The sequence below is a fragment of the Sphingosinicella terrae genome, from assembly GCF_003347635.1.
Lineage (GTDB): Bacteria > Pseudomonadota > Alphaproteobacteria > Sphingomonadales > Sphingomonadaceae > Allosphingosinicella > Allosphingosinicella terrae.
On record NZ_QDFY01000003.1, the window covers coordinates 132,671 to 150,181 of the forward strand.

The window sequence follows — 17,511 nt, forward strand, 5'->3', positions numbered from 1 at the left end:
CCTTCGTTCGGCCGAGGTTCCGCTTTCCTTGCGTTCCGCGTCGCCCACAGGAGCAGCCGGCCGAACAGCGCCCAGCCGTCCGGGTTGGTACTGCCGACGTGACGCAGGCGGGGCCGGTGCGCGGCCCTTGCGACGATCGGCTCCGCGATCGCCGGCGCCGGGTCGAATGTGAGTGTGTCGGGCGAGGAAAGGAATTCTTCTGTCACAACCAAAGACGGAGCGGGGCCACCCAATCCACACTTTTCAGGCTGCGAGCCGGCGTGCCGAGACGAGTGACTCGTAGAGATCGAAAAGCCGCTCGAAATGTTGCGCGACCGTGCGCGGGGCGGGAACCGGCCGGGGGGCGTCCGCGACAATGAAATCGCGGATGGCGCGGGCCGCATCCGCGGCGTCGCCCGATGCGAAGCAGAAGCCGCCCTGGGCGCGTGCATGATCGGACGCCCCGCCACGATCGGGGGCGATCAGGGGCAGCCCCGACGCCGCGGCCTCGGCCGCGACCATGGAAAAAGTCTCGGCCTCGCAGCCGTGGATCAGCGCGTCGCTGCTGGCCATGAGGCGCGCGAGCGCAAGCCGGTCGCTGACCGGCGATATCAGATGGATGTGGGGATTTCCGTCGATCTCCCGCACGATCCGGGACCGATCGCGGCCGTCGCCGACCAGGACGAGACCGACGGGGCGGTCGAAGCTGACCGCCGTCACCGCCTTCACCACCATCGGCCAGCGCTTCTCCGGACCGTGGCGGCCGACGCCGAGCAACAACGTCGCGGTCGGCGGCAGCGCGCAGCGTGCCAGCATTCGTGCGCGCAGGGCCGGATCGCGAAGCTCCGGGGAGAAGAGGCCGGCTTCTATTCCCATTGGATTGGTGACCACTCTGCCCAGGCCCGCCTGGACGAGCCGCGCCGACAGGGACGCGCTCGGGCTGATCACCGCGTTGAAGGCCTGGTCGAGTCGCCGCAGATATCGCCAGCCCCAGTCGAGCCCGCGGTCGATCGTGGTGACGCTGACCACGCCTTCGAACCAACGATAGGCATAAGCGGCGATCGGATCCGCGTGCATGATCAGGGCACGGGGCGTTTCGCTTTGCCAGGTCGCGACGGCGGATGCGCTTCGCCAGGGCGACGAAGCCTCGACAAAATCGGCACGCTCACCGTCGAGCTTGCGGTGCAACGCCGCGGCGTCGCTGAAATAGCGATATCGGCGGTCGAGCGGGAAGCGTGGGGCGGCGATCCACTCGATCCTCGCGCCGGGACCTCGCGCTTCGCTATAGTCGCGCGGTCCCGGGGCAAGGACCACGATCTCGTGCCCCAGCCGCGGTCCGATGGTCAGCTTCTGATCGACATAGGTGCGGACACCGCCGCCCTGGGGACTGTAGAATGCGCAAACGTCGACGATCTTCACGGGATCACTGCCCCAGGGGCCTGAAGGAGAGTCCGCGGCGGTAGTTCATCACGATCCGGATTCGGGTCAGCCCGCGGCCCGCCACCACCCGGGTGGCGGCCGCGCTCGGCCGGGAAAGGCCCAGCCTCGGATTGTTCGGAAACCCGATACCGTCGGAGGAAAGGCCGAACCGTCGGTTGCCGTCCCGGTCGTGGAGAAGGGAGAGGCTGTATTCCCCCGGCGCCGGCACGCGTATGCACAGCCTGACGTCGCCTGAGGCGGGAAGCGGCCGCTCGACCCGGCGGAAGACCTTGCCGGCCATGACGAGGACATTGTCGTCGGCCAGGAAATCCGCGTCGTTCGACGGATAGGCTTCGAGCTTGAGGCGGCCTTGGCGATCCCTGAGACCGGCCACGTCGACGACGATGGCCGGTCCCGGTTCGTTGGGCCGGCAGCGGCCCTCGGCCACGCCGAGCGACGGAGTCGAGGGGATATATTGCGTCGCCGCCGCTATCATCATCATGATCGTGAGGTTCATATCCGCTCCTTGAGGCCGGACAGCTCGGCGCTCGCGAGCAGGAGACCGAGCAGCACGTGCGTCGCCAGGATGAGGCTCGCGACCATCGTCAGAAGCGCCGTGATCTGGCTGTCCTGGCCGATCGCGAACATGGCGAGCGCCACGAAGGCGAGATCCTTGTTCGGCAGGAACGGCAGGCGCGACAGCAGAAGGCGCAGAGCCGCCAGGAGCAGCCACCAGCCCAGCGGCACATGGGGAAGGACAAGGTACCACATCAGGGCGGCGAGGCCGGTCGTGGCGAGAATGCGCGCCAGGTGGACGATGACGACGAAGCGAAGCTCGTCGGCGGGCAGGCTGAAGACGCGCCGGCGAAGCAGCAGCGCGGCCAGCGATGTCGCGGCCAGGGCGAAGGCGGAGAGATAGAAGGCGCTGCCTCCGAGCCCCAGGCGAAGCTCGCCGACGATCGGATAGGCCGCCGCCATCATCGCGAGGGTCACGACGTTGCCGACCAGAGCGGACAGGATGGCGACGTCCTTGATCGCCCCGAACGGCGCACCGGTCATCCGCGACCTTTTGCGGGCCCAGGCGTAGAAATAGACCTCGCCGATATAGCCCAGCAGCACTTCGTTGCCGATGAACTTGCGGGTGAGCGCGATGAATCCGGACGGCGGAATCCGCCACAGGCGCCGGAAGATCAGCCACTCGCTGGCGATCGGGAACAGGTAATAGGCCCAATAGGCCGCCCAGAAGGCCGCGGAGACCGGCAGCAGCACGGCGATCCGGGCGAGGTCCAGGCTCCGCAGCTGATCGAGGATGGCCACGAGGACGGCAGCCGAGATTGCGAGGCCCAGCCAGTGGATCCACCCGCTCGCCGACGTCGGCAGCGGCGGGGGATCCGGAAGGACGGCAGCGGTCGCCGCGATGGAGGTGTCGGCCAGCTCGGCGGCCATGCCGCTAGGCCGATACATAAGGGAATCCGGGGACGCTCATACCCGTAGACGGAGACCCGTGCAGACTTCCTCACGGCTCCGCGCGCTGGATCTGCGATCAAGCCGAAGCGGCCGCGCGCAGGACCGTCAGATAAGCGGGTGCGGCGCGCTCGACGCGGAAGCGGGCCGCCTGGGCGCGCGCCGCCTCGACGTTCGGATAAGCGGTGCCGGCTTCGGCCATCGCCTGCGCCAGCGCCGCAATGTCGCCGCACGCGACGAGCCGGCCGAGCCGGCCGTGGTCGAGCAGGTCTTCCATGGCGGCGCTGCTGTCGGTGGCGACGACCGGGACGCCGGCCGCCATCGCTTCGATGATCACCGCCGGCACGCCTTCATAGTCGGAGGAAAGGACGAAGACGTCGGCCTGGGCCAGCCAGGCCGCGATGTCGCGGCAATGGCCGGGCAGCGAGATCCGTTGGTCGATTCCGAGCCGCTGCGCGAGCGCTTCGAGGCGCGGTCGCGAAGGTCCCTCGCCGAGAATGGCGAGCCTGTCGCCGGCCGCGGCCGCCCGCGCGAAGGCGCGTATCAGCAGATCGAAGCGCTTCTGCGGGCACAGCCGGCCGACCGAAAGGAACAGCCGGCCCGTCTCCGGCCGGCAGGGCCGGTCGTCGCGCGCGCGCGCCAGTCGCAAGCCCTCCTGCTCGTCCAGCGCCGGGTCTTCGATGATCTCGATCTCGGCTTCCGGTGCGCCCATCGCCGCGGCGATCTCCGTCCGCATCGAGGCCGCCATGCCGACCCAGCGGGTCACCAGGCCTCCTTGCAGCCGAAGCCAGAGGCAATAGGCGAACCGGACCGGCGCGATCATGTCGTTCCGCGTCAGCGAGTTGCTGACCTTGGCGACGATGGGGGGGCAGCGGCCGCCAAGCAGCAGCCGCAACGCCACCGCAACCACCGTGTAGCTGTTGCCCGGGCAGAAGATCACGTCCGGTCGTGTCGATCGCACCTGGCGCCACAGACACAGGATCATCCAGGCCGTCTCGCACCAAGCCGTCGGAAACGGTCCGGAAGGGTAGCAGGTATAGTTCAGCCGCGGCGCATCGCGACGCATCGCGCCGTGGGGCCTTCCGAGCAGGACCGTCACATTCGCGCCGGCGGATTGCCACGCATCGCAGAGGCGCAGTCCGACGCGCTCGACCCCTCCGGGCTCGAAGCTGTGGACATAAGCGAGGATATGGAGGGGCGGCTGCAATCCGAAGTCCTGTCGCGGGTGCTCAACCCAAGACGGAGCCGCTTCCTCAGGTCCCCATCAGGTCTCGATAGCGCGCGGGCTCGCGCCCGGCGCTGAAGGCGGCAACCGTCCTGTCTATGCTGGCCATCAGCGTCGGGCATCCTGCGTCGCCGGGATGGACCGCGAGGCGGACCACCGGGATCGGCCTCAGCAGGGTACGGGCAAGGCCGGCAAAGCCGATCGAGGAGGCTCTCCGGGCCCGGCTGCGGCTGGCCCAGGTGATGACGGGGCCCCGCGACAGGATCGCCCCGTCGGACGGCCGCCACACCCTGAGATGATCTTCGGCAAGCGCGAAATTCTCTTCCGCGAGCGCGCGTCTGGCGCCTTCGCCGTAAAGCCAGGCCGGTGCGATGAATCCGGCCACCGGGCGGCCGATCGCCTCTTCGATGATGGCGCGCCCTTCGCGCATCCGTCGGCGCGCCTCCGCCGCGTCCAGTCCGAGGAACTCGCCTTCCCGCGCCGTCATTCGCCGTGCCTTGAAGGAGGCCCAGCGGCCGGAATGAACCTGGTCGTCGCGATGGTTCCAGCCGTGGACGAACATCTCGACACCGTCGTCGGCCCAGCCGCGAAGCCTGGCGCGGAAGCCCGGCGCACGGGAGAGGGGGGCTTGATCCCAGAAGTCGGGGACGACGAGCATGGCGAACCGGGCCGAGCCGAGATGGCCCTGCAGGCGATCGAAAAGCCGGTCGACAGCCGCTTCGAACAGGGGGCTGACATCGTGGATCGACGCCAGCAGCCGCCTTCTAGGCTTCGTACTGTCAGAATTCCGCATCGAATCCGATCCTGATCGTCCGCGGCCTGAGCGGCGTGATCTGAGTGCCATCGGCAAGACTGAACGGATTGCCGAACGAGAAGCGATTGCCCCGGACGTCCCCGACATTGTCGACGTCGAGCGAAAGGCCGAACCGGCCGAAGTCGAGCCGGGCTCCGATCTGGCCTTCGACGAAGTCGCCCTGGCTGACGTCGGCAGGTCCACCGGCCCCCAATTGGGACTCGCCGACATAGCGAATGGAGCCGTCGACGGCGAGCGAAAGGGAAGGCGCCAGATCGGTCCGGAAATGAGCGGCCATGCGCGCGCCGGAACTGGCGATGTTCGGAAGATCACGCCCGTCCTGATCCGCGAACGGGGGATTGGGATTGGACAGCGCGCTGTCGTTGAAGAAGCCTGCCATGTCGACGCTGAGCGACGACGTCAGCCGCCAGGAACCCTCGATCTCCAGGCCGTAGATTCGCCCGTCGCCGAGATTGGCGGTGTAGGGAAGGCCTCGCATATCGATGAGGTCGGCCTGGATATCCGTCCATGCGGTGTAGGAAGCGGCCGCCGTGAACGAGAGCCTGCCGACATCGCGGCGCCCGAAACGCAGCCCCGCCTCGATCGAGGTGAGCTCGTCCGAGTCCAGGCGCTGCGTGGGGGAGGCGGAAGCCGTCGGCGAGACGGCGAGCCCGCCTGCGCGATAACCCTCCTGGTAACGGAGGTAGGCCAGCCAGCCATCACCGGCCGTCCAGGTCAAGGCGGCGGCGGGCGAAACATGGACGTTCGTCTGGTTCGGCTCGTCCTCATCGTCGTCGGGTGAATCGAGCGGCTCGCCGATCGATTCCGCGACGGTGAGCCGCCCGCCGAGGGTGGCGACCAGCCGCGACGTCAGGGAGAGGCTGTACTGGCCGAACAGGGCCACCTCGTGGGTTTCGTTTCGCACGCCTGGAAGCGGCAGCGCCGCGCTCGGCGGGCCGAGGCGGCGGGTGATGTGGTTCGTGTCGCTCAGGACACTCCATCCGAAGACCCAGCCTTCGCCTCGCGAACCGGACTGCGCGATGCGGGTCTCGTTCGAGATCAGGGTGATATTCACGTCCTCGGCATAGAGCTGGGGGCCTTCGGTGCCCGGAAAGCCGCTCGCATCGAACCGGGTCTCCAGATCGTGCCGTGCGAGGCTCGTGGTCGAGACCAGCTCGACGCCGTCCCACCGTTTGCGCACGGTCAGGTGCGCGAGCTGATAGTCGTTAGCGAACGGCTGGGCGAGATTGGTCCGGCGGGACAGCGGCGGCAGTCCACGCATCGCATATTGGCCGTCGCGCCCGTCTATGTTCTGGCTGAGCGCGCCGATGTCGATCCGCCACCGGTCGCCGGGCTCCCAGCGCAGGACCGCGCGTCCGCCGACCACCGACGTCCTGTTGACGTCCCGCAGGCCGCGTCCGACATCGTCGATATAGCCCGCGTCCGACGAAGCATAGGCGACCGCGCGGACCGCCAGCCTGTCCCGGACGAGCGGCGCATTGAACATGATGGAGACGTCGCTTCCCCAGCCGCCGTGCCGCGTCGCCAGGAGGCCGGCAGTGAGACCCGCCGAGAATACGGAAGAGTCCGGCTCGTGCGGGACGAACCGAAGGATCCCGCCGAGCGAGCCGGTGCCGTAGAGCGTGCCCTGCGGGCCTTCGAGCAGCTCCACCCGGCGAATGTCGTGGAGATGAAGGTCCGGGTTGGGCGCGCTGAAGGTAAGCCGGACGTCGCCCAGATACTGGCCGACAATGGACTGGCTCGGCCCGTTGAAGCTGCTGTCGGCAATGCCTCGAACGTAGATCTTGTTGCGGCCCGGCCCGAGGCTGGTCGAGGCCAGCATGGGGAGCCGGCTGAGGATCGCGTCGCTGCCTCGCGCTCCGAACCGGCCTGCCTCATGGTCCAGATCGATCAGACGGACCGTCCCGCCGAACCGATCGAGCGCAATATCCTGCTTGCTGGCGGTGACGATGATCGGCGGCACGATCAGCGCGGGCGGCGGCGACGGCGGCGGCGAAACGGCAGGCGCAGGCGGGGATGGACGACGGCGCGGCGGCGGCGGCCCGCGCATGATCCGCACGCCGCGCGCATTGACGAAGGCATAGCGATAGCCGGTCCCCGCCAGCAATCTGTCCAGCGCCGCGCGAGCGGACATGCGGCCGCGCAGCGGACGCGTACGGACGCCGGAGAGCGCCGGATCGCTCGCGCCAATGGTGAGCCCGGTCTGCTCGGCAAGCGCTATCAGCGCGTCGCTGAGCCGCCCGGCGGGAATGTTCACCTGCACCATTTGCGCGGCGGCCGGTGTGGCCGCCGTGCAGAGGACGATCAGGGCAGCGGCCGGCTCAGCGAGTCGCACGGGGCTGCGGCTCGATCACCCAGCCGCTCCCGGTATTGCGGGCCTGAAGACCGAGCGTCGAGGCGAGCGTGGAAAGGGTCGCGGCATCTTCGCCGACCTGGATCGATCCGGTGAACGGCATCGCCGCGACGTCCGGATCGAGCCTCACCTCGGTCCCCAGGTTCCGGGAGAGATCGCTTGCCACCGTCTCGAGCGGGACGCCCCCGTAACTGAGCCGCCCCCGCTGCCAGCCGGTCATGTCCCCAGGCTCACGTCGACTCAAAAGGGGTCGGGCGCCGCTGCGGACGAGCAATGTCTGGCCAGCAGCCAAGGGAACGGCCGTGCCCTCGGGATCGTAGACGACAGCACCTTCGGCCACCTCGACCGAGAAGCGATCGGGGTCTCGGACGAGATTGAAGATCGTGCCGGCGTCGAGGACGCGGTGATCGCCTGCGGCGACCAGGAACGGACGCGCTTCATCGTGCCGGACGGTGAAGGTCGCCTCGCCCGCGACGAGCTCGGCGTAACGGGAATCGTCCCGATCGAGGATCAGCCGCGTGCTTCCGTTCAGCACGACGGAACTGCCGTCGCCCAGGTCCACATTCCTCCGCTCGCCCGCAGCCGTGGCGACTTCGTACCGGCTCGGACCCGCCGTCAGCCAGGGCAGAGCGACGAGGATCGCGAGGACCGCCGCGGCCGTGGCGAGCGCCGTCGCCCACAGGCCGGTGCGGCCGCGAGCGCCGCCTGCCGGCGCCGGCGCATCTTCCACATCATTTGCCGCCTCCGGTGAGCCTCTGACCGGTATCATGTCCGGGTGGACCGCCGCATCGGCGATCTTGACTCTGTCATAGGCGGCCGAATGCGCGGGATCCGCCTCCAGCCAATGGATGAAGGCCTCCCAATCCTCCGTGCCGCCGGCCTGAAGGCGCACATGCCATTCGATGGCTTCAGCCTGAATGCCCTCCTGCCTCTGCTGTGCCATGACTGTCCCTCTGCCCTAGGAACGGAGCGGACGGGGCGAATCCCCATCCAGGCTCGCCTGCGCTTCGACGATCGCCTTGTAGGCCTTGTGCAAATGCTTCTCGACCGCGCTGACACTGATGCCCAGCTCTGCCGCGATCTCCCGCTGCGGAGCGCCGTCGATGCGGAATCGGCGAAAGATGGTGACGGTCCGGTCGGGGAGCTGCGCCAGGGCGTCGGACATCAGCGCCAGCGTCTCCCGGCTGATCAGGAGCCGCTCGGCCGACGGCCGGTCGTCGACCTCCGATCCGAACAGGGTTCCCATCCAGGCTTCTTCGCGCACCGAGCGCGCGGCCGCCGAACGTCGCCGATCGACCAGTAGATTGTCCGCCATGCGGCAAAGATAGGGAAGCGGCTCGGCGATCGGCCCTATGATCTGGGTTTCCAGCTTGACGAACAGGTCCTGAAGGACGTCCTCCGCCTCGTCCGGCGTGGCACGGCGGGCAGCCAGGAAGCGGAGCAATATCGCGCGGTTGTCGAGAAACACCGCTTTGATGCCGCCGTCAGGTATATCCAAGATGTGTCTGACTGTGCTCGACCTCGACGGAGCGGCGGCTGGCGCCGCAGCCGCCCGAAGCTTAGCACCGGTCGAATCGACCGCCAACCCTGGCCGTCCGCGCCGGGCGCCACTTTCTGCCCTGTCCGAAATAGGAGGACAGGGACGGCACAGGCTCTCCGACCCCTGCCGTCCCGATCTACCGAATGGCCTTGCCCCGTCGGGCGGGCATTCCTTCGTGCCGTCAGGCCGAATAGTACATGTCGTACTCGACCGGGCTGGGCGTGGTCTCCCAGCGCATCACTTCCTCCCACTTGAGCTCCATATAGGCGTCGATCTGGTCGTCGCTGAACACGTCGCCGCGGGTGAGGAAGGCGCGGTCGTTGTGCAGGGCGATCAGCGCCTCGCGGAGGCTGCCGCAGACGGTCGGCACGTTGACCAGCTCCTGCGGCGGCAGGTCGTAGAGATTCTTGTCGATCGGATCGCCCGGATGGATCCGGTTCTGGATCCCGTCGAGGCCGGCCATCAGCAGGGCCGAATAAGCGAGATAGGGGTTGGCCATCGCGTCCGGGAAGCGGAACTCGACCCGCTTCGCCTTCTCGCCCGACCCGTAGGGGATGCGGCAGGAGGCCGATCGGTTCCGGCTCGAATAAGCGAGCAGCACCGGCGCCTCGAAGCCCGGCACCAGCCGCTTGTAGCTGTTGGTGGTCGGGTTGGTGAAGGCGTTCAGCGCGCGGGCATGCTTGATCACGCCGCCGATGAAGAACAGTGCCATCTCCGAAAGGCCGGCATAGCCGTTGCCGGCGAAAAGCGGCTTTCCGCCCTTCCAGATCGACATGTGGGTGTGCATGCCCGATCCGTTGTCCGCCTTGATCGGCTTGGGCATGAAGGTCGCGGTCTTGCCATAGGCATGGGCGACCATGTGCACGACATATTTGTAGACCTGCATCCGGTCGGCCGTCTCGGTCAGGCCGCCGAAGGTGAGCCCGAGCTCGTGCTGCGCGGCGGCGACCTCGTGATGGTGCTTGTCCATCGGCAGGCCCATTTCGAGCATGGTCGACACCATCTCGCCGCGGATGTCGACGGCGCTGTCCACCGGCGCCACCGGGAAATAGCCGCCCTTGGCGCGCGGCCGATGGGCAAGGTTGCCGCTGTCATATTTCTGTCCGGTATTGGTCGGCAGTTCGATGTCGTCGATGGTGAAGCCGGAGGAGGCATAGCCGTCTTCGAAGCGGACATCGTCGAACATGAAGAATTCGGCCTCGGGGCCGACATAGACGCCATCGCCGATGCCGGTGGCCTGCAGATAGGCTTCGGCGCGCTTGGCGGTCGAGCGCGGATCGCGCGCATAGAGCTCGCCGGTGCCCGGATCGACGATGTCGCAGAACAGGACCGCCATCGGCGTCGCGCTGAACGGATCCACGTAATAAGCGTCGAGATCGGGCTTGAGGATCATGTCGGATTCGTTGATCGCCTTCCATCCGGCGATCGAGGAGCCGTCGAACATGAAGCCGTCGGTGAGCTGGTCCTCGTCGACGACGCCCGCGCACATCGACAGATGCTGCCACTTGCCCTTGGGATCGGTGAACCGGAGGTCGACCCACTCGATCTCCTCTTCCTTCATGCGCTTGAGGATCGCGCCCGCGTCGTTAGCCATGTCCAACTCTGTCCTTCGTCAATGATTCCCGGAAAGCCCGCGCCCGCGAATCCGCGGCGCGCCCCCCGTCTCCACCCCTACCCCGCAGCCGCCGAGGGTCCAGTGCGCGGCCGCCCCGTGTGAATATTTCACACGCCGCCCCGTCGCTTTCCATCGTCGCGGCCGGCGGACAGGCAGCGATCATGGCCCGCAAAGACGCAAACACAAAGCTGCGGACTTCCGGTCATATGGCCGGCGAAGCCGGGTCACTTTCTCTCGGTGAGGCAGCCATGCGCGCGCCAAGAGCATCGACCCCGCGGGCACCACTGCGTCTTCCCAAGCGGCGTCGATGAAGAGACCCGAGGGAAGCGGGCCATCGCCGCGGATCGCTCCTAGAAAGGCCGCCGTTGCGCCGCGACGAGCATGCGCAGCAGCATCGCCACCGGCCGGGGCACCCCGACCTTGCCCTCGAGCCACAGGCTTACCGTCGAACGGCTGACGCCGATCGCGGCGGCGAGATCGTTCTGGGTGCGATAGCCCAGGGTGCGCATGTGCGCGCGCACCTCCTCGGGAGACATGGAGGCGAGCAGGGGGTCCGGGCCCTTCTTCTCGGTCATCGGCACGGCCCGGTCGCTCTCCGGCGCATCAGATCGCGTCGGTCCCCCGCTCGCCGGTGCGGATTCGGACCGCCTCGTCGATGGTCGAGACGAAGATCTTGCCGTCGCCGATCCGCCCGGTCTGGGCGGCTAGGGCGATCGCTTCGACGACCCGCTCCGCGAGGCCGTCATCGACGACCACCTCGAGCTTCACCTTGGGAAGAAAGTCGACGACATATTCGGCGCCGCGATAGAGCTCGGTATGGCCCTTCTGGCGGCCGAAGCCCTTGGCTTCGAGCACGGTGATGCCGGAGACGCCGACCTCGTGCAGCGCCTCCTTCACCTCGTCCAACTTGAACGGCTTGATGATCGCCTCGACCTTCTTCACCCGAATCTCCGCTGCTGCGATGCAGCATAGGCGACTCGCCGGGCGAGGCAAGGGCGCGGCCCCTGCGGGAATGGAGCCGCCGCGCCGTCAAGGCGACGGGGGCTGGCGCGCGTGGCTCCCCCACCAACCGCTGCGCGTCAGCCCTTGTTCAGGCGCTCCGGCGTATATGGCTCCCTGAGCCATCCGGCCGGAAGGCCGCCTGGCGAGCATGAAGGAAAGCCAAGATGCGTAAGCTCATCAACCCCATCGCCGCGTCTCTCGCCGCCGCGCTCGCTCTGGGCGCGGTTCCGGCGGTCGCGGCCCAGCCCGCGGACCGCGAGGCCGAGCTCGCCCGCGAGGTCGAGGGGCGGGTCGCCGGCGAGCCGGTCGACTGCATCGACCTGCACCGCGTCCGCTCGACCCGAATCATCGACGACACCGCGATCGTCTACGACGCCGGCAGCACGGTCTACGTCAACCGGCCGCGTTCCGGCGCCGAGTCGCTCGATCGCTGGGATACCCTGCTGACGCGGATGCGCGGTACCGACCGGCTGTGCAGCATCGACACCGTCGAGCTGGTCGATACCAGCACGCGGATGATGACCGGCCTCGTCTTCCTGGGCGATTTCGTCCCCTATACCCGCCCGCGCGACTGATCGGGCCGAGACGCGACAGCAAAAGGGCGGCGGTGCTCCGGCACGGCCGCCCTTTCTCGTTTTCGGTCGAGCCGGACCTCAGGCGTAAGGCGGCTTGTGCAGGCCCTGCGGGCTCAACGTGAAGATCTCGCAGCCTTCCTCGGTGATTCCGATCGAATGCTCGAACTGCGCCGACAGGCTGCGGTCGCGAGTGACGGCGGTCCAGCCGTCGTCGAGCATCTTGCAGTCGGGGCGGCCGATATTGATCATCGGCTCGATCGTGAAGAACATGCCGGGGCGCAGCTCCGGGCCGGTGCCGGGCCGGCCAGCATGGACCACCTCCGGCGCATCGTGGAAGACGCGGCCGAGGCCATGGCCGCAGAAATCGCGGACGACGCCATAACGGTGCTTCTCGGCATGGCTCTGGATGGCGTGGGCGACGTCGCCGAGGCGGTTGCCCGGCTTGGCCTGCTTGATCCCCAGCATCAGGCATTCGTAGGTGACGTCGACCAGCCGCCGCGCCTTCAGCGGCACGTCGCCGACCAGGTACATGCGGCTCGTATCTCCGTGCCACCCGTCCAGGATCGGGGTGACGTCGATATTGACGATGTCGCCGTCCTTGAGGACACGCTCGCCGGGAATGCCGTGGCAGACGACATGGTTGATCGAGGTGCAGCAGCTCTTCGTATAGCCGCGATAGCCGAGGGTCGCCGGAATCGCGCCGCGGGCGCGCATCTGGGCGAAGACGATGTCGTCCAGCTCCCCGGTGGTGACCCCCGGGACGACGTGCGGCACGAGCGCGTCCAGTATCTCGGCGGCGCAGCGCCCGGCGGCGCGCATGCCGGCAAAGCCTTCCGGTCCGTGGAGCTTGATCGCGCCGTGGCGGCCGATGACCGCATCGTCGCGGTCGAGAATGTGGGTGTCGGTCATCCGCCGGATATAGCGCTCCGGACGCTTCGAAACAATGAAGGGCGCGGGCGCGTGGGCTTGTTCGGGCGCGCGCTTTTCTTCATGGCTTGCGCCCCATGACCGACGGAGGTGCCGTGGCAAGCGAACGGATCTGGACGGCTGCCCTCCTCGTCATCGGCGACGAGATCCTTTCGGGGCGGACCCAGGATCGCAACATCTCGCCGATCGCGCTCTGGCTCAACCTCCAGGGCATCCGCCTCGGCGAGGTCAGGGTGGTGCCGGACGACCATGCCCGCATCGGCGACGCGGTCGACGCCCTTCGCCGGGGCTACGACTATCTCTTCACCACCGGTGGCATCGGTCCCACCCACGACGACATCACGGTCGACGCGATCGCGGCGGCTCTGGGCGTTCCCGTGATCGTCCACCCCCGCGCCCGCGCCACGCTCGAGGCCTATTATGCCGAGCGCGGCGGGCTCACCGAGGCGCGGCTGCGCATGGCGCGTGTGCCGCAGGGCGCCGATCTCATCGAGAATCCGCGCTCCGGCGCGCCGGGTATCCGGGTCGGCAACATCTTCATCCTGGCCGGGATTCCCACCGTCGCCGCCTCGATGCTGGAGGCGCTGTCCGGGACGATCGAGGGCGGGCGGCCGCTGCTTTCGCGGACGATCGGCTGCTGGGTGGCGGAGAGCGAGGTGGCGCTCCTGCTCGCGGACACCGAGCGGGCGCATCCCGGCTGCCAGATCGGCTCCTATCCCTTCTTCCGCGACGGCCGCGGCGGCGCCAATTTCGTCGTCCGCAGCCCCGACGAGGCCGCGCTCGAAGCCTGCCGCGCCGATCTCGTCGCGCGGCTCCAGGCGGACGGCCGCGATGTCGCCCCCGAAGGCCTGTAGGGCCAGGATCCGGCATGACGCGCGTTCTGATCGGCTGGGAATTCGGCGCCAATCGCGGCCACGCCGATCGGCTGGTCCGCCTTGCCGACCGCCTGCGCGTGGCGGGTCACGATCCGGTCTTCGCCCTGCAGCGCATCGACGCAATCTCCTCCGAACAGGCCGGCGGGGCACCGGTCTGGCAGGCGCCGCTGTCGCCGCGCCTTCTGGTCACGGTCGCGAAGCCGCCTTTGCCGCCGCCCGCCGGCATGGCCGACATCCTTGCCCGGCTTGGCATGGACGATTCCGCTCTGGTCGCGGCCGTGATCGGCGGCTGGAAGCGGATCCTGGACAGCGTCCGGCCCGGCCTCGTCGTCGCCGATTTCGCGCCCTTCCTCCTGCTCGCCGCCCGCGGCCGGCTGCCGACCGTCCTGCTCGGCACCGGCTTCTCCGCGCCGCCGGCCGAGATGGCGGCTTTCCCTTCGCTCACCGGCCAGGCGGGGATCGACCAGGACGGGCTTCTCGTCCGGGTCAATGAGGGTCTCGCGCTCGCCGGACGGCCGCCGGTCGCAGCACTTCCTGCGGTCTTCTCCGCCGATCTCGTCTTTGCCGAGACCTTTGCGGAGCTCGACCCCTATGCCGGCGAGCGGCGGGGCGCGCTGGCTCGGCCGCTGCCCGAGGGCTTCGACGCGGTCCCCGGCGACGGCGAGGAGGTGTTCGTCTACGCGCCCGAACGCCTGGGCGCCGACAGCCCCCTCTGGAAGGGGCTCGCGCGGTCCGGACTCGCGGTCCGGGTCCACGTGCCGCGCGCGCTCCCTGCCGTACGCGCGGCGATCGAGGGCGGCGGCATGGGCTTCGAACCGCAGCCATTGCCGCTGCCGCTGATCGCGCAACGCTCGCGCCTGCTCCTCTCCCATGGCGGCCATGGCTTCGTCTGCGCCGGGCTCGCGGCCGGCTTGCCGCACGTCGTCTTCCATTTCGATCTCGAGAAGCACCTCCACGGCCGCGCCCTCGCGCGCGTAGGGCTGGGCGGCCATGTCGCGCTCGCCGAGATCCAGCCCGAAGTCTTCGCCGCTTCGTTGCGGCGCGTCCACGCCGACCAGGCCCTGTCGGCCCGCGCCCGCGCCGCCGGCCCCGGCTTCCTCTCCCGCCCTCAGCCCGATGCCGATTCCGCGATCCTCGCTCTGGCCTCGGACTGCTGACTTCCCGGGCGGCGAGGCGAGGCGGCCTGGAGTCCGCCCTGGTCAGGTGAGCTCGCCCGGCATGTCATTCCAGGCGCGGAACAATCCGGGTGCTCGCGCGCTCTTGGCCGGCAGCCATGGACCACCTGTTCACCCGATTCGCCGGATTCGTGTCGTCGCTGGTCGGCCAGCCCTTCGCCTTCGTCCTGGCTTTCGCGGTGGTCCTGGTCTGGGCAGTGACCGGGCCGGTTTTCGGTTTCTCCGATACCTGGCAACTGGTGATCAACACGGGCACCACCATCGTCACCTTCCTCATGGTCTTCCTGATCCAGAACAGCCAGAATCGCGACGCCGCGGCGATGCAGGCCAAGCTCGACGAGCTGTTGCGCGCCGTCGATCACGCCCGCCCCCAGTTCATCGGTATCGAGCATCTCACCGACGCGCAGATCGAAGCCATTCGCCATGCGCTGGAGCGCGAGGTGAGCGGCCGCGGCGGCAAGGCCGAAACGGCCGACGATTCGGTCGAACAGCTGCTCAAGCGCTATTGAGGACGGTTTACAGGCTGGGCTGCGCTGGGGCATTGGCGACGTTGCCATGGCCAAGACGACATCCGGGACGAAGACCAAGACGACGGTGAAGCGGCCGTCCCCGGCAGGCGCCGAGAAGACGGGCAAGCCTGTCCTCCTCTCTGGAGGCAATCCGCAAATCCCCAAGGGCGACGGCGACGCACCGGTCCAGGCCTATATCGCGGCGCTTCCGGGCTGGAAAAGCGAGGCTGGTCGCCGCCTCGACACGCTTGTCGAGCGGACCGTGCCCGGCGTGCGCAAGGCGGTCAAATGGAACTCGCCTTTCTACGGCGTGGAGGGCCAGGGCTGGTTCCTCGCCGTCCACGCCTTCAATCGCTACCTCAAGCTGACCTTCTTCCGCGGCGCCCAGCTCGATCCGCTCCCGCCGGTCGGTTCCAAGGATCCGAACACCCGCTATGTCCATATCGAAGAGGACGAGGCGGTGGATGAAGCGCAGCTCGCCGACTGGATCGAGCAGGCGGCAAAGATCCCGGGCTGGATGGCGTAACCGTCGTCGCGTCCGGCCCGCGGAAGCGAAGGAAGACCATGACCGATACCGGCGACCGCGGCGAAATGAGCGCCTCGCAACGCATCGACGATCGCATCGCCGAGCTCGGCGACTGGCACGGCGAGACGCTCGCCCGCGTTCGCGCGCTTATTCGCGCGGCCGATCCCGACATCGTCGAGGAATGGAAATGGCGCGGCGTGCCGGTCTGGTCGCATGACGGCATCATCTGCACCGGCGAGACCTACAAGCAGGTCGTCAAGCTGACCTTCGCCAGGGGCGCCTCGCTCGAGGATCCGGCCCGCCTGTTCAATTCCAGCCTCGACGGCAATACCCGCCGCGCGATCGATCTGCGCGAAGGCGTCGAGATCGACGTCGAACCGTTCAAGGCTCTGATCCGGGCCGCGGTCGCGCTGAACGGATCGCGCAAGCGGCGCTAGCCAGAATCCGGGCCCGGCCTCGGCCGGGACAAATCGCGCCACGATTGTCACTCACGCGGCATCCATCGCTTGCACTAGCTCTCGTCGAAGCGATCGGGAGCGCGCCATGACGACATCCTCAACAACCGCGAACCACGGACCTGCGGCCTGGCTCGCTCTCGCCGCAGCGCCCGCGTTCGCGCTGATGGCGCTGGCTTCGGCAAGCCAGCCCGCCGCGATCGCGCTCTGCGGCCCGGCCATCGGCCTGCTGCCGGTCGATGGCATGACCGCCATGTACCTGCTGATGAGCTTCTTCCACCTGCCGGCGTGGCTGTCTCGCCCGGGCGGCCGCAAGCCGTCCCGATCCTGACTCTTTCCGAGGAGAATGACCATGGAACATCGCATCGGCTCGCGCGAGCAATGGCTCGACGCCCGCAAGGCCCTGCTCGCGAGGGAGCGTGACGTGACCCACCAGCTCGACTCCCTGCGTGCCGAGCGCCGTCAGCTGCCGTGGGTTCGGATCGACAAGCCCTACATATTCAAGGGCCCATCGGGCGAGACCGGCTTGGCCGACCTGTTCGGCGACCGCAGCCAACTCGCCGTCTATCATTTCATGCTCACGCCGGGCTCGGACCATGTCTGCCCCGGCTGTTCCTTCATCGCGGACCATGTCGATGCGGCGCGGCAGCATTTCGAGCAGGCCGATCTCGCCTTCGCGGCCGTCTCGCGCGCACCGCTCCGCCGCATCGAGGAGGTGAAGGGACGGATGGGCTGGACCTTCCTTTGGCTCTCCTCCGAAGGCAGCGACTTCAACTATGATTTCGGGGTCTCCTTTACCCCGGAGCAGCTCGCCGAGGGCAGTGCCGTCTACAATTACGGCACGATCATCCGCCGAAGCCCAGACATGTTCGGCGCCAGCCTGTTCGCGAAGGACGAAAGCGGCGACGTCTTCCACACCTACTCGACCTATCATCGCGGCGCCGAGCTGCTGATGGGCGCCTTCAACTGGCTCGATCTCGCGCCCAAGGGCCGCAACGAGGGCGACGGCACGATGAGCTGGCTGCGCCTCCACGATGAATATTGAGGAGAAGGCAGCG

General features: G+C 68.2%; 20 protein-coding genes. 8 read left to right on the top strand and 12 right to left on the bottom strand.

Features of this window, described 5'->3' with window-relative positions; all coding sequences use genetic code 11:
- Nucleotides 1-243: 243 nt before the first annotated feature.
- The 11 genes from DDE10_RS08920 to DDE10_RS08970 all read right to left on the bottom strand — a co-directional run bounded on the left by DDE10_RS08920 (nt 244) and on the right by DDE10_RS08970 (nt 11,351).
- Complete coding sequence (locus tag DDE10_RS08920; RefSeq protein ID WP_114952418.1) at nt 244-1,398, bottom strand: glycosyltransferase; 1,155 nt, start codon at nt 1,396-1,398, stop codon at nt 244-246.
- Nucleotides 1,399-1,402: 4 nt separating this feature from the next.
- Nucleotides 1,403-1,915: a DUF2141 domain-containing protein gene (locus DDE10_RS08925; protein ID WP_114952419.1), complete on the bottom strand. Its 513-nt coding sequence runs from the start codon at nt 1,913-1,915 to the stop codon at nt 1,403-1,405.
- A complete protein-coding gene (locus DDE10_RS08930; RefSeq protein WP_114952420.1) occupies nt 1,912-2,862 on the bottom strand; it encodes a hypothetical protein in 951 nt (316 codons plus the stop codon). Before DDE10_RS08930 ends, DDE10_RS08925 begins: the two co-directional genes overlap by 4 nt.
- A gap of 79 nt (nt 2,863-2,941) precedes the next feature.
- Entirely contained in the window at nt 2,942-4,069 is a 1,128-nt protein-coding gene (locus DDE10_RS08935) for a glycosyltransferase (RefSeq protein WP_114952421.1), read from the bottom strand.
- Nucleotides 4,070-4,115: 46 nt separating this feature from the next.
- Nucleotides 4,116-4,880 (bottom strand): polysaccharide deacetylase family protein, encoded by a 765-nt coding sequence (locus DDE10_RS08940; protein ID WP_114952422.1) that lies wholly within the window; start codon nt 4,878-4,880, stop codon nt 4,116-4,118.
- The gene (locus DDE10_RS08945) at nt 4,867-7,236 is read right to left on the bottom strand and encodes a TonB-dependent receptor (RefSeq protein ID WP_114952423.1); all 2,370 of its coding nucleotides are present in this window, start codon (nt 7,234-7,236) and stop codon (nt 4,867-4,869) included. The genes DDE10_RS08940 and DDE10_RS08945 overlap by 14 nt, the downstream gene beginning before the upstream one ends.
- Nucleotides 7,223-8,197: a FecR family protein gene (locus DDE10_RS08950; RefSeq protein ID WP_114952424.1), complete on the bottom strand. Its 975-nt coding sequence runs from the start codon at nt 8,195-8,197 to the stop codon at nt 7,223-7,225. The genes DDE10_RS08945 and DDE10_RS08950 overlap by 14 nt, the downstream gene beginning before the upstream one ends.
- A gap of 15 nt (nt 8,198-8,212) precedes the next feature.
- Nucleotides 8,213-8,722, bottom strand: coding sequence for an RNA polymerase sigma factor (locus DDE10_RS08955; RefSeq protein WP_284734542.1), 510 nt, complete (start codon nt 8,720-8,722; stop codon nt 8,213-8,215).
- A 253-nt stretch (nt 8,723-8,975) separates the two neighbouring features.
- Nucleotides 8,976-10,388, bottom strand: coding sequence for a type I glutamate--ammonia ligase (gene glnA, locus DDE10_RS08960; RefSeq protein ID WP_114952425.1), 1,413 nt, complete (start codon nt 10,386-10,388; stop codon nt 8,976-8,978).
- A 371-nt stretch (nt 10,389-10,759) separates the two neighbouring features.
- Entirely contained in the window at nt 10,760-10,984 is a 225-nt protein-coding gene (locus tag DDE10_RS08965; RefSeq protein WP_284734543.1) for a helix-turn-helix domain-containing protein, read from the bottom strand.
- A gap of 28 nt (nt 10,985-11,012) precedes the next feature.
- A complete protein-coding gene (locus DDE10_RS08970; RefSeq protein ID WP_114952426.1) occupies nt 11,013-11,351 on the bottom strand; it encodes a P-II family nitrogen regulator in 339 nt (112 codons plus the stop codon).
- Nucleotides 11,352-11,575: 224 nt separating this feature from the next.
- On the opposite strand from DDE10_RS08970, the gene DDE10_RS08975 reads away from it, so the two are divergent.
- Complete coding sequence (locus DDE10_RS08975) at nt 11,576-11,986, top strand: hypothetical protein (RefSeq protein ID WP_114952427.1); 411 nt, start codon at nt 11,576-11,578, stop codon at nt 11,984-11,986.
- Between the two features lie 78 nt (nt 11,987-12,064).
- On the opposite strand, the gene map is transcribed toward DDE10_RS08975, so the two are convergent.
- Nucleotides 12,065-12,895, bottom strand: a complete 831-nt coding sequence (gene map, locus DDE10_RS08980) for a type I methionyl aminopeptidase (protein WP_114952428.1) — start codon at nt 12,893-12,895, stop codon at nt 12,065-12,067.
- Between the two features lie 95 nt (nt 12,896-12,990).
- Between map and DDE10_RS08985 the strand changes: the two genes are divergently transcribed.
- The 7 genes from DDE10_RS08985 to DDE10_RS09015 all read left to right on the top strand — a co-directional run bounded on the left by DDE10_RS08985 (nt 12,991) and on the right by DDE10_RS09015 (nt 17,498).
- On the top strand, nt 12,991-13,767 hold the full coding sequence (locus tag DDE10_RS08985; RefSeq protein ID WP_114952429.1) for a competence/damage-inducible protein A: 777 nt from the start codon (nt 12,991-12,993) through the stop codon (nt 13,765-13,767).
- A 14-nt stretch (nt 13,768-13,781) separates the two neighbouring features.
- Complete coding sequence (locus DDE10_RS08990) at nt 13,782-14,945, top strand: glycosyltransferase (RefSeq protein WP_114952430.1); 1,164 nt, start codon at nt 13,782-13,784, stop codon at nt 14,943-14,945.
- Between the two features lie 116 nt (nt 14,946-15,061).
- Nucleotides 15,062-15,472 (top strand): low affinity iron permease family protein, encoded by a 411-nt coding sequence (locus DDE10_RS08995; RefSeq protein ID WP_114952431.1) that lies wholly within the window; start codon nt 15,062-15,064, stop codon nt 15,470-15,472.
- A 46-nt stretch (nt 15,473-15,518) separates the two neighbouring features.
- The gene (locus DDE10_RS09000) at nt 15,519-15,998 is read left to right on the top strand and encodes a DUF1801 domain-containing protein (protein WP_114952432.1); all 480 of its coding nucleotides are present in this window, start codon (nt 15,519-15,521) and stop codon (nt 15,996-15,998) included.
- Nucleotides 15,999-16,036: 38 nt separating this feature from the next.
- Nucleotides 16,037-16,435 (top strand): DUF1801 domain-containing protein, encoded by a 399-nt coding sequence (locus DDE10_RS09005; protein ID WP_114952433.1) that lies wholly within the window; start codon nt 16,037-16,039, stop codon nt 16,433-16,435.
- Nucleotides 16,436-16,541: 106 nt separating this feature from the next.
- Nucleotides 16,542-16,784 (top strand): hypothetical protein, encoded by a 243-nt coding sequence (locus tag DDE10_RS09010; protein ID WP_114952434.1) that lies wholly within the window; start codon nt 16,542-16,544, stop codon nt 16,782-16,784.
- Between the two features lie 21 nt (nt 16,785-16,805).
- On the top strand, nt 16,806-17,498 hold the full coding sequence (locus DDE10_RS09015) for a DUF899 domain-containing protein (protein ID WP_114952435.1): 693 nt from the start codon (nt 16,806-16,808) through the stop codon (nt 17,496-17,498).
- The last annotated feature ends 13 nt before the right edge of the window (nt 17,499-17,511 follow it).

Coding starts and splice junctions, on each gene's coding strand:
- DDE10_RS08925 (WP_114952419.1), bottom strand. CDS start 1,915: ATGAACCTCACGATCATGATGATGATAGCGGCGGCGACGCAATATATC.
- DDE10_RS08930 (WP_114952420.1), bottom strand. CDS start 2,862: ATGTATCGGCCTAGCGGCATGGCCGCCGAGCTGGCCGACACCTCCATC.
- DDE10_RS08940 (WP_114952422.1), bottom strand. CDS start 4,880: ATGCGGAATTCTGACAGTACGAAGCCTAGAAGGCGGCTGCTGGCGTCG.
- DDE10_RS08950 (WP_114952424.1), bottom strand. CDS start 8,197: ATGGCACAGCAGAGGCAGGAGGGCATTCAGGCTGAAGCCATCGAATGG.
- glnA (WP_114952425.1), bottom strand. CDS start 10,388: ATGGCTAACGACGCGGGCGCGATCCTCAAGCGCATGAAGGAAGAGGAG.
- DDE10_RS08965 (WP_284734543.1), bottom strand. CDS start 10,984: ATGACCGAGAAGAAGGGCCCGGACCCCCTGCTCGCCTCCATGTCTCCC.
- DDE10_RS08975 (WP_114952427.1), top strand. CDS start 11,576: ATGCGTAAGCTCATCAACCCCATCGCCGCGTCTCTCGCCGCCGCGCTC.
- map (WP_114952428.1), bottom strand. CDS start 12,895: ATGACCGACACCCACATTCTCGACCGCGACGATGCGGTCATCGGCCGC.
- DDE10_RS08985 (WP_114952429.1), top strand. CDS start 12,991: ATGACCGACGGAGGTGCCGTGGCAAGCGAACGGATCTGGACGGCTGCC.
- DDE10_RS08990 (WP_114952430.1), top strand. CDS start 13,782: ATGACGCGCGTTCTGATCGGCTGGGAATTCGGCGCCAATCGCGGCCAC.
- DDE10_RS08995 (WP_114952431.1), top strand. CDS start 15,062: ATGGACCACCTGTTCACCCGATTCGCCGGATTCGTGTCGTCGCTGGTC.
- DDE10_RS09000 (WP_114952432.1), top strand. CDS start 15,519: ATGGCCAAGACGACATCCGGGACGAAGACCAAGACGACGGTGAAGCGG.
- DDE10_RS09005 (WP_114952433.1), top strand. CDS start 16,037: ATGACCGATACCGGCGACCGCGGCGAAATGAGCGCCTCGCAACGCATC.
- DDE10_RS09010 (WP_114952434.1), top strand. CDS start 16,542: ATGACGACATCCTCAACAACCGCGAACCACGGACCTGCGGCCTGGCTC.
- DDE10_RS09015 (WP_114952435.1), top strand. CDS start 16,806: ATGGAACATCGCATCGGCTCGCGCGAGCAATGGCTCGACGCCCGCAAG.